Annotated in this window: 11 protein-coding genes and 1 tRNA gene; 6 read left to right on the top strand and 6 right to left on the bottom strand. The window is 45.3% G+C overall.

Features of this window, described 5'->3' with window-relative positions; translation table 11 throughout:
* Nucleotides 1-2: 2 nt before the first annotated feature.
* The 6 genes from R8O11_RS20520 to lolB form a co-directional block, all read right to left on the bottom strand.
* Nucleotides 3-76 (bottom strand) — tRNA-Met (locus tag R8O11_RS20520).
* Nucleotides 77-360: 284 nt separating this feature from the next.
* Entirely contained in the window at nucleotides 361-1,452 is a 1,092-nt protein-coding gene (gene ychF, locus R8O11_RS20515) for a redox-regulated ATPase YchF (RefSeq protein ID WP_005393178.1), read from the bottom strand.
* A gap of 10 nt (nucleotides 1,453-1,462) precedes the next feature.
* Complete coding sequence (pth, locus tag R8O11_RS20510; protein ID WP_138939894.1) at nucleotides 1,463-2,053, bottom strand: aminoacyl-tRNA hydrolase; 591 nt, start codon at nucleotides 2,051-2,053, stop codon at nucleotides 1,463-1,465.
* Between the two features lie 151 nt (nucleotides 2,054-2,204).
* Nucleotides 2,205-3,149 (bottom strand): ribose-phosphate pyrophosphokinase, encoded by a 945-nt coding sequence (locus R8O11_RS20505; RefSeq protein ID WP_005393176.1) that lies wholly within the window; start codon nucleotides 3,147-3,149, stop codon nucleotides 2,205-2,207.
* 27 nt (nucleotides 3,150-3,176) lie between these two features.
* Nucleotides 3,177-4,049, bottom strand: a complete 873-nt coding sequence (gene ispE / locus R8O11_RS20500; protein WP_005384108.1) for a 4-(cytidine 5'-diphospho)-2-C-methyl-D-erythritol kinase — start codon at nucleotides 4,047-4,049, stop codon at nucleotides 3,177-3,179.
* The gene (gene lolB, locus R8O11_RS20495; protein WP_017634843.1) at nucleotides 4,046-4,684 is read right to left on the bottom strand and encodes a lipoprotein insertase outer membrane protein LolB; all 639 of its coding nucleotides are present in this window, start codon (nucleotides 4,682-4,684) and stop codon (nucleotides 4,046-4,048) included. The genes ispE and lolB overlap by 4 nt, the downstream gene beginning before the upstream one ends.
* Nucleotides 4,685-4,818: 134 nt before the next feature.
* Here lolB and hemA point away from each other — a divergent pair, with 134 nt between their 5' ends.
* The 6 genes from hemA to kdsA are packed head-to-tail and all read left to right on the top strand — an operon-like array spanning nucleotide 4,819 to nucleotide 10,195.
* Nucleotides 4,819-6,075 carry a glutamyl-tRNA reductase gene (gene hemA, locus R8O11_RS20490; RefSeq protein WP_005384104.1) on the top strand — a complete coding sequence of 419 codons (1,257 nt, stop codon included), beginning with the start codon at nucleotides 4,819-4,821 and terminating at the stop codon, nucleotides 6,073-6,075.
* 29 nt (nucleotides 6,076-6,104) lie between these two features.
* Entirely contained in the window at nucleotides 6,105-7,193 is a 1,089-nt protein-coding gene (prfA, locus tag R8O11_RS20485; protein WP_005382222.1) for a peptide chain release factor 1, read from the top strand.
* 3 nt (nucleotides 7,194-7,196) lie between these two features.
* Nucleotides 7,197-8,051, top strand: a complete 855-nt coding sequence (gene prmC, locus R8O11_RS20480; RefSeq protein WP_086046567.1) for a peptide chain release factor N(5)-glutamine methyltransferase — start codon at nucleotides 7,197-7,199, stop codon at nucleotides 8,049-8,051.
* A 40-nt stretch (nucleotides 8,052-8,091) separates the two neighbouring features.
* Nucleotides 8,092-8,475 (top strand): SirB2 family protein, encoded by a 384-nt coding sequence (locus tag R8O11_RS20475; RefSeq protein WP_005382225.1) that lies wholly within the window; start codon nucleotides 8,092-8,094, stop codon nucleotides 8,473-8,475.
* 5 nt (nucleotides 8,476-8,480) lie between these two features.
* On the top strand, nucleotides 8,481-9,290 hold the full coding sequence (locus tag R8O11_RS20470; RefSeq protein ID WP_005384098.1) for a SirB1 family protein: 810 nt from the start codon (nucleotides 8,481-8,483) through the stop codon (nucleotides 9,288-9,290).
* A 53-nt stretch (nucleotides 9,291-9,343) separates the two neighbouring features.
* Nucleotides 9,344-10,195, top strand: coding sequence for a 3-deoxy-8-phosphooctulonate synthase (kdsA, locus tag R8O11_RS20465; protein ID WP_005384095.1), 852 nt, complete (start codon nucleotides 9,344-9,346; stop codon nucleotides 10,193-10,195).
* The last annotated feature ends 110 nt before the right edge of the window (nucleotides 10,196-10,305 follow it).

Below are 10,305 nucleotides of genomic sequence, written 5' to 3'. Positions count from 1 at the left end.
GGTGGCTACGACGGGATTCGAACCTGTGACCCCATCATTATGAGTGATGTGCTCTAACCAGCTGAGCTACGTAGCCAAAACCATATTTTTTGTTCTCAACGCTTTGTTGCCTTGTCGTTGGGAACGGCGCGCATTATGCGAAGTTGAGTGAGATCCGTCAACAGTTTTTTTTAATAAATTTCGGAAAAAACCTCGTTCGCTTCCTTTTTAAACAAAGAGGCGTGTTTATGATCTAAAACTGGAAATAAATTAGCTTGCAGTTGCGTAATTTATTTTTGTTCATTTACTTAAGGTATTAAAAAAGCCAGCTTAACAGCTGGCTTTTAGTGTAAATGAAGTGTTTAGAATTCATTCATTTAATTAAACATTGAAGCGGAAGTGTACAACATCGCCATCTTTTACGATGTAGTCTTTACCTTCTAGACGCCATTTACCTGCGTCTTTTGCGCCATTTTCACCATTGAATTGGATGAAATCGTCGTAACCAACTACTTCTGCACGAATAAAGCCTTTCTCGAAGTCAGTGTGGATCTTACCTGCCGCCTGAGGCGCAGTTGCACCAACAGGGATTGTCCAAGCACGTACTTCTTTAACACCTGCTGTGAAGTAGGTGTGTAGAGTCAGTAGTTCGTAACCAGAGCGAATTACACGGTTCAGGCCCGGCTCTTCGATCCCCATATCTGCTAGGAATTCTTCGCGATCTTCATCTTCTAGTTCAGATAGTTCAGATTCGATAGCTGCACATACAGGTACAACGACATTGTTTTCTTTTTCTGCGAACTCACGAACCGCATCTAGATATGGGTTATTTTCGAAGCCATCTTCGTTTACGTTTGCAATGTACATAGTTGGCTTCAGTGTTAGGAAGTTTAGATAGCCGATTGCTGCTAACTCTTCTTTAGATAGCTCAACTGTGCGTGCCATGCCGCCTTCAGTTAGTACTGGTAACAGTTTTTCTAGTACGGTTAGTTCAAATTTTGCGTCTTTATCGCCGCCTTTTGCCTTCTTCGCGTTACGTTGAATCGCTCGCTCACAAGAATCTAGATCAGCCATCGCAAGTTCAAGGTTGATCACTTCGATATCTTCAATAGGTGAAACTTTACCTGAAACATGAACAATGTTTTCGTTTTCAAAACAACGTACAACGTGGCCAATCGCGTCTGTTTCACGGATGTTAGCTAGGAATTTGTTACCTAAACCTTCACCACGTGATGCACCAGCAACAAGACCAGCGATGTCCACGAACTCCATCGTCGTTGGAAGAACTCTCTGTGGGTTAACGATCTTAGCTAGTGCGTCTAGACGTAGATCTGGCACAGGAACCACACCAGTGTTTGGTTCAATGGTACAGAACGGGAAGTTTGCTGCTTCGATACCCGCTTTAGTTAGTGCGTTGAACAGAGTTGATTTACCTACGTTAGGTAGACCAACGATGCCACATTTAAAACCCATGATAGTAACCTTATTCAGCTTTGAACGTGTGGAGGCGATTTTGTGCTTTAGATAGGCCATCCTTAATCAGGATATCTAGACAACGAACAGCCTCATCAGCTGCTGCATCTAAAAGCTCTTGCTCTTTAGCTGGCGCTTTACCTAATACAAAACCCGCCACTTTATCTTTGTGTCCCGGATGACCAATGCCAATACGAAGACGATAAAAATCTTTGTTATTGCCCAGTTTGCTAATGGTGTCACGCAGACCGTTGTGTCCACCGTGCCCCCCACCTTTTTTAAACTTAGCGACACCTGGCGGTAAGTCTAGCTCGTCATGAGCAACCATGATCTCTTCAGGTTTAATTTGATAAAATTTCGAAAGCGCTGCGATCGATTTACCTGATAGATTCATGAAGGTGGTTGGGATAAGCAAACGGAGATCCTGGCCATTGACCATAATGCGTCCTGTTAGACCAAAAAACTTTGGTTCGTTCTTCAGTGTAACGTTGTGAACGCGTGCTAATTCTTCTACAACCCAAGCGCCCGCATTGTGACGAGTTCTGGCGTATTCTGGTCCTGGATTAGCAAGACCAACAAGAAGTTTGATTTGTTGACTCAAGGTTAGGATCTCTCTGGAATCTCAAAAAGCGCAGTATGATAGCACAGAAAACTCGCGGTGGGCGACCAAGGGATTTTCTAGTTATCAGTACAAATAAAAAAACACCCCAAAGAGGGGTGCTTTTGAAATCAGTGTAACTGAAATGTTCGTATTAGTTGAACATTGCAGAGATTGACTCTTCGTTGCTGATACGACGAATCGCTTCAGCTAGCATGCGAGATAGGCTTAGTGTTGTCACTTTACCTGTTGCAGCCATCTCTTTAGACAGAGAGATAGAGTCAGTTACGATAACTTGGTCAAGAACTGAGTTCTTGATGTTATCCGCAGCGTTGCCTGAGAATACTGCGTGAGTAGCGTAAGCGAATACACGCTTAGCACCGCGCTCTTTTAGTGCTTCAGCTGCTTTACATAGTGTGCCACCTGTGTCGATCATGTCATCAACGATCACACAGTCACGACCTTCAACATCACCGATTAGGTTCATTACTTCAGAAACGTTTGCACGTGGACGACGCTTATCTACGATTGCGATGTCGATGTCGCCTAGTGCTTTTGCTGTTGCACGAGCACGAACAACGCCACCTAGGTCAGGAGATACCACTACAGGGTTATCTAGACCGCGAGCCTGCATATCTTCAAGTAGCACTGGCGTGCCGAAGATGTTGTCTACAGGTACATCGAAGAAGCCTTGAATTTGCTCTGCATGTAGGTCGATAGTTAGAACGCGGTCAACACCAACGTTAGATAGGAAATCAGCAACAACTTTTGCAGTAATTGGCACACGCGCAGAACGTACACGACGGTCTTGGCGAGCGTAGCCGAAGTAAGGGATAACTGCAGTGATACGGCCTGCTGAAGCACGGCGCATTGCATCAATCATAACAACCAATTCCATTAGGTTGTCGTTAGTCGGTGCACAAGTGGATTGAATGATGAAAACATCGCTACCACGAACATTCTCATTGATTTGAACTGCAACTTCGCCATCAGAAAAGCGAGAAACAGATGCATCACCAAGAGAGATGTAAAGACGATCAGCAATACGTTGGGCTAGTTCAGGTGTTGCGTTACCAGCAAATAGCTTCATATCAGGCACGGTGGAAACCTCGGGTTTGCGTCCAGTTTAAATAGGTCGGTGTGAGGCTGATTGGTATTCAGCCAAAGTCTCTTTTAATGGCGAAATATTGCGCCCTTGAGCGACAAATGCCGAGACTTTATCAGAGAGTTGTGCAAGGATAGTTTCTGCTTCAGATTTGCTCGAAAATTCAGCAAAAACGCAAGATCCTGTCCCCGTCAATCTTGACGGCGCGTATTGTAGCAGCCAAGAAAGTTGCTTATCAACCTCTGGGTAGAGCATTCGTACAATTTTTTCGCAATCGTTTACGCTTGGCGTATTTAAAAGTGTTTCTAGATCTCGTTTTGGGGTGTTTCGCGTTAGATCTGGATGACAAAAAACGTCGACGGTTGCGATAGATACATTCGGTCTGACGACTAAATACCACTTTTCTTCGGGATAAGCAGGAGAGAGTTTTTCACCAACACCTTCAGCAAAAGCTGCAAATCCGCGCACAAATACGGGCACGTCTGCGCCTAGTTTTAAACCTATTTCAGCCAGTTCGTCGTCAGTTAGATTCAGTTGCCATAAGTAATTCAGTGCCACTAATGCTGTAGCTGCATTCGATGAGCCCCCACCAATGCCTCCACCCATAGGCAGCACTTTCTGTAGCTCAATATGCGCGCCAAAAGGGCAGTTTGAGTAAGCTTGAAGCGCGGTTGCTGCTTTCCAAATTAAATTGTCTTGAAGAGGCACACCTTCTATCTCTGGAGAAATCGTAATATCACCAGAATGGTTCGCTTGAATGGTGAGCTCATCGCCGTGATCGACGAATTGGAATAAGGTTTGTAACTCGTGGTAGCCATTCTCTGTACGGCCGTTGATATATAGAAAGAGATTCAATTTCGCTGGTGATGGCCAGCGTGTTGAAAGTTCAATCATTGGGTGATGTTCCATTTTGTGATCACTAGATTTATTTTGACATCAGCTGTGGTGAGTTTCAGCTTATTTGGCAGAGGGAGAGACTGTTCATGCCATTGAACGTCGCCATATCGTTGATAAGCGATACTCCAATCATTTAAACCAATTTGTTTGTTTAACGCTTGCAGTGTATTGGTTGGAGACAGTTGGAATTTGTCGGCATCGGTCGGTAGACCTAATAGCCAGTCAGGCATGTGATCGACGGGCATCATCAACCCTGTAAGACGGTAAATCAGCTGGTTAGCACTGCGAGAAGAAAGGACCTGATCATCGTAAGTTTCTACTGTGGCGCCTTGTGGGGTGATGGTGAGCTTTAATGCCGTTTGTCCGAGAATCGTTGTTAAACGCAACTGGCTTAGTGCTGAAGAATGTTTCCAGTAGAAGTTTAAATTTTGTCTTTGGTCTGGGCCAATATAACCAAGTTTCCCCGTTGCTTGAAAATCTTGGATGGTTTCGAGTCGCTGCTCATGAGCTTGCCATTCAACGCTGGTAACACTTTCAGGAACGGATGAACAACCAGCGAGCAGTAAGCTCGACAAGAAAAAAAGAATAAAGGAGCGTAACGTCATGTTTGATGGCTTATTAATCAGTTTCATCGGGAATCGCTCACAACTATAGCATTGAAAAGTCGCACTTAGGAAAACAAATCCGGCTTACCCTTTCAATAAATGCGTGCTTACAGTAAAATTCTGGACCTATTTTATAACCTATCCCAGAGATACCACGTTAGATGTCCTTGCTTGCTATTGGAATTAATCACAATACAGCGTCTGTCGACTTGCGAGAGAAGGTGGCGTTTGGTCCGGATAAACTCGGCCCTGCACTCGAGCAACTTAGAGAGCACGAAGCGGTTAACGGCAGTGTGATTGTTTCAACCTGTAACCGAACTGAGTTGTACTGCGATGTTAAGCAAGGAGCGCGAAACAAGTTGATCGATTGGCTTGCTCAATTTCATCAAGTGAGCCGCGAAGATTTAATGCCGAGTTTGTATGTTCATGAAGAACAAGCTGCAATAAAGCATTTGATGCGCGTATCGTGCGGTCTTGACTCTCTGGTGTTGGGTGAGCCTCAAATTTTAGGGCAGGTAAAGCAAGCATTTTCTGACTCGCGAGATCATCAAGCCGTCGATGCCTCGATTGATAAACTGTTTCAAAAGACGTTCTCAGTCGCCAAACGGGTGAGAACAGAGACAGATATTGGTGGTAATGCCGTGTCCGTGGCTTATGCGGCATGTACACTGGCAAAACATATTTTTGAGTCGTTATCAGATTCAACCGTGCTTTTAGTTGGTGCGGGTGAGACGATTGAATTGGTCGCGAAGCATTTAGCGTCCAACGGTTGCACAAAAATGATTGTCGCGAACCGCACTAAAGAGCGCGCGCAAGGCTTAGCGGACCAATTTGGCGCAGAAGTGATCAGTTTGAACGAAATTCCTGAACATTTGGCGAAAGCGGATATTGTGATTAGCTCAACGGCGAGCCCATTGCCTATTATTGGCAAAGGTATGGTCGAAACGGCTCTAAAGCAGCGCCGACATCAACCTATCTTGTTAGTCGATATTGCGGTGCCGCGAGATGTAGAGTCGGAAGTCGGTGAACTGAACGACGCATATCTGTATTCTGTTGATGACTTGCAATCTATCATCGACAGCAACATTGAGCAGCGTAAAGTCGAAGCGATTCAAGCTGAAGCGATTGTTAGTGAAGAAAGCGCTGCGTTTATGACATGGTTGCGTTCACTGCAAGCCGTCGATAGTATTCGCGACTATCGCAAATCAGCCAACGAAATTCGTGAAGAGTTACTGAGCAAAAGTTTGCAATCTTTAGCGGCAGGCGCAGATCCGGAGAAAGTGCTGCGCGAGCTGAGTAATAAACTCACCAACAAACTGATTCACGCTCCAACTCGCGCATTGCAAAGTGCAGCAGAGCAAGGCGAACCAGCAAAATTAACGATTATCCGCCAAACACTTGGCTTGGATGATCTATAACTCACGCTTTTTATTAAGAAAACGACACTATGAAAGCCTCTATTCTGACTAAGCTAGAAACGCTAGTAGAACGTTACGAAGAAGTTCAACATCTTCTTGGTGATCCTGATGTAATTGGAAATCAGGACAAATTCCGTGCTCTATCAAGAGAGTACTCTCAGCTAGAAGAAGTAACCAAGTGCTTCCAAGCTTATCAACAAGCACAAGAAGATCTTGTCGCCGCTGAAGAGATGGCAAACGAAGACGACGAAGAAATGCGTGAAATGGCGCAAGAAGAAATCAAAGAAGCGAAAGCGACGATTGAGCGTCTTACTGATGAGTTACAGATTCTTCTTCTGCCAAAAGATCCGAACGATGATCGTAACTGTTTCCTAGAAATTCGTGCAGGTGCGGGTGGCGACGAAGCGGGTATCTTCGCGGGTGATCTATTCCGTATGTACAGCAAGTACGCAGAAAAGCGTGGCTGGCGCATCGAAGTCATGTCTTCAAACGAGGCTGAGCACGGTGGTTACAAAGAGATGATCGCAAAAGTGAGCGGCGACGGTGCGTACGGCGTACTGAAGTTTGAGTCAGGCGGTCACCGTGTACAGCGTGTTCCAGCAACTGAATCTCAAGGCCGTGTGCATACTTCTGCTTGTACAGTAGCAGTAATGGCGGAAATCCCTGAAGCGGATCTGCCAGAAATCAAAGCAGCAGACCTGAAAATCGATACGTTCCGTGCATCTGGCGCGGGTGGTCAGCACGTTAACACCACGGATTCTGCAATCCGTATTACCCACTTACCAACGGGTACGGTAGTAGAGTGTCAGGATGAGCGTTCACAGCACAAGAACAAAGCGAAAGCAATGGCGGTTCTTGCTGCTCGTATCGTTCAAGCGGAAGAAGAGCGTCGTGCCGCAGAAGTGTCTGATACACGTCGTAACCTTCTAGGTTCTGGTGACCGTAGTGACCGTATTCGTACCTACAACTACCCACAAGGTCGTGTGTCTGATCACCGCATCAACCTGACCATCTACCGTTTGAACGAAGTGATGGAAGGTGACCTGCAGAGCTTGATTGATCCTGTGATTCAAGAGCACCAAGCAGACCAACTTGCGGCGCTCGCAGAGAACGGCTAATCGATGAGCCAAGTTCAATCGATTGAGCAAGCACTGAAAAGTGCGACGGCGAAACTGGCAGAAGGCGGCAAAGAGTCGCCTTCTCTCGATGCAGCTGTACTCCTTTGCCATGTCCTTGGCAAACCACGAACTTACCTGCTGACCTGGCCAGAAAAAGCGTTAGAAGCAGAGCAAAAATCTCAGTTTGACGCTCTACTTGAACGACGTTTAACTGGTGAACCCGTCGCTTATATTATTGGTGAGCGAGAGTTTTGGTCTTTACCGTTCAAAGTTTCTCCCTCTACCTTGATCCCAAGACCGGATACAGAACGTTTGGTCGAGGTTGCACTCGATAAGACCTACGAGCAAACTGGGCCTGTTTTAGATCTTGGAACGGGGACGGGAGCTATCGCCATCGCGCTTGCATCTGAAATGCCAAAACGTCAAGTGATGGGCGTAGATCTCAAACAAGAAGCGAAAGCACTTGCAGAGTACAATGCTGAGCAGCTAAACATCAAAAATGTGACCTTTGCTCAAGGCAGTTGGTTTGAGCCTATTACAGAAGGTACGAAGTTTGCTTTAATTGTCTCCAACCCGCCATATATTGATGAAAAAGATCCACATTTATCCCAAGGTGATGTGCGCTTTGAGCCAAAATCTGCATTAGTTGCTAAAGAGAATGGCTTAGCTGATATTCGTCATATCTCGGATCTTGCTCGTCAGTATCTTGAAGTGGGCGGTTGGCTGGCATTTGAACATGGTTATGATCAAGGTGAGGCGGTGCGTGAGATAATGCGTGGCTTTGGTTACCAACAGGTCGCTACGGAAAAAGATTATGGCGGTAACGATCGAGTAACGCTTGGTTGTCTGGCCAGTTAATCATGGAAGTCAGCAAACACTAACTAAAAAGAGAAGAAAAATGTACGTAGCTCTAAAACACATACACTTAGTGACGATCGCTCTCAGCGCGACGCTACTATCGATCCGATTCGTGTTAATGATGATGAACTCACCGAAGCGAAATAATCGCTTTTTGAAAGTGTTTCCCCACATCGTTGATACTGCATTGCTAGTGTCAGGTATCGCGCTTATTTTCATTACGGGTTTCATCCCGTTTACCGATGCCGCACCGTGGTTAACAAACAAAATCACCTGCGTACTGGCGTACATTGCGCTTGGATTCTTCTCATTGAAACTTGCGAAAAACAACCTACTGAAGATATTTGGCTTTTTCGGCGCATTAGGTTGGTTGGTCATGGCTGCAAACATTGCTGTGTCTAAGAGCCCTACGTTATTTGGATAGACGTCATGTTAGAGTTTTTTGACGAAGATTTTGACAATATACCGTTGGTGGAAGGTGCGCTTGAGCTAAACAAAGCGATTAACCCAGAAACCAAAGTACATTGGGCGAAACAAGAGTTAGAGCGTCTTTACAAAGATGCAGAAGCCACGCTTGTTCATGAAACCGATGAAGAGCAACGATTTGATGCATTCCTACGACTGTTTTTCCACGAGTGGGGATTCAAAGGCGACGAGCAGGAATACTTTATTTCGGACAACAGCTTCATCGATAAAGTGTTGGAGCGCAGAAAAGGTATTCCTGTGAGCTTAGGTTCGATTTTGTTATACCTAGGCAAAAAGCTGGGGTTCCCGTTGAAGGGAGTTACTTTCCCTACTCAGTTCCTGTTAAAAGTCGACTGGATGCATAAGAAGCCAGACTACATCAACCCATTTAATGGTGAGTATGTAGGTGAAAGGATTCTTCAAGCTTGGCTTATTGGCCAAGAAGGACCGCTAGCTCAGCTAAAGCCTGAACATTTTGAGGAAGCTGACAACCCAACAATTATTGGTCGCTGGTTGGCGTTGATTAAAAGTGCGATGTTGCGTGAAGAGCATTATACGCTGGCATTACGTTGTACAAATCTTGCTCTAACATTTGTGCCAGATGACCCATACGAAATTCGTGACCGTGGTTTTATTTTCCAACAGCTAGAGTGCCCTCAAGTAGCGGTATCAGATTTTCAGTACTTTATTGACCAATGCCCTGACGATCCGGCTTCCGAGCTACTAAAATCACAAGTTAATGTGATGAGTGAAACGCACGTCACACTTCACTAATTTTATCGATGTGCCGAACTGTGGCGTATCGTGGACAGAAAAAGAGAATCAAAATGGAACAGAAAATCGTTAATATCGGCGACATTCAGGTTGCTAACGACAAGCCATTCACCCTATTTGCAGGTATGAACGTTCTTGAGTCTCGTGATCTTGCGATGCAGATCTGTGAGCACTACGTAAAAGTAACGGAAAAACTTGGTATTCCTTACGTATTTAAGGCGTCGTTTGACAAAGCAAACCGCAGTTCTGTTCATTCATACCGTGGTCCAGGTCTGGAAGAAGGTATGAAAATCTTTCAGGAGCTGAAAGACACTTTTGGTGTAAAGATCATCACGGACGTTCACACTGAAGCACAAGCTCAACCTGTCGCTGACGTGGTAGACGTTATTCAGCTTCCTGCATTCCTAGCTCGTCAAACTGACCTTGTTGAAGCTATGGCTAAAACAGGTGCGGTTATCAACGTGAAGAAACCTCAATTTATGAGCCCTGGTCAAGTGGGTAACATCGTTGAGAAGTTCGCAGAATGCGGTAACGACAAGATCATCCTATGTGAGCGCGGTTCTTGCCACGGTTACGATAACCTAGTTGTAGACATGCTTGGTTTTGGTGTGATGAAAAATGCTTCGAAAGGTAGCCCAATCATCTTTGACGTAACGCACTCACTACAAATGCGTGACCCATCAGGCGCAGCATCTGGCGGCCGTCGTGAGCAGACAGTTGAGCTTGCTAAAGCGGGTCTAGCGACAGGCATCGCAGGTCTATTTATCGAAGCGCACCCAAACCCAGACCAAGCGCGTTGTGATGGCCCATCTGCACTGCCTCTAGACAAGTTAGAGCCATTCTTAGCACAAATGAAATCGCTTGATGATCTGATCAAGAGCTTTGCAGATATAGATATCAAGTAAACGCCAGATGACTGGTGGTAACAAATACTATAGCCAACCGATGTTGGCTATTTTTTTATCTGAAAAGCCGTGAATTCTCAAACTTGTTACTGATGAATTTGTTATTGCTA

It is taken from the genome of Vibrio sp. 1288, from assembly GCF_033344475.1.
Note: the sequence above shows the minus strand (reverse complement) of the source record. Positions and strands in the feature narration are given on the sequence as shown.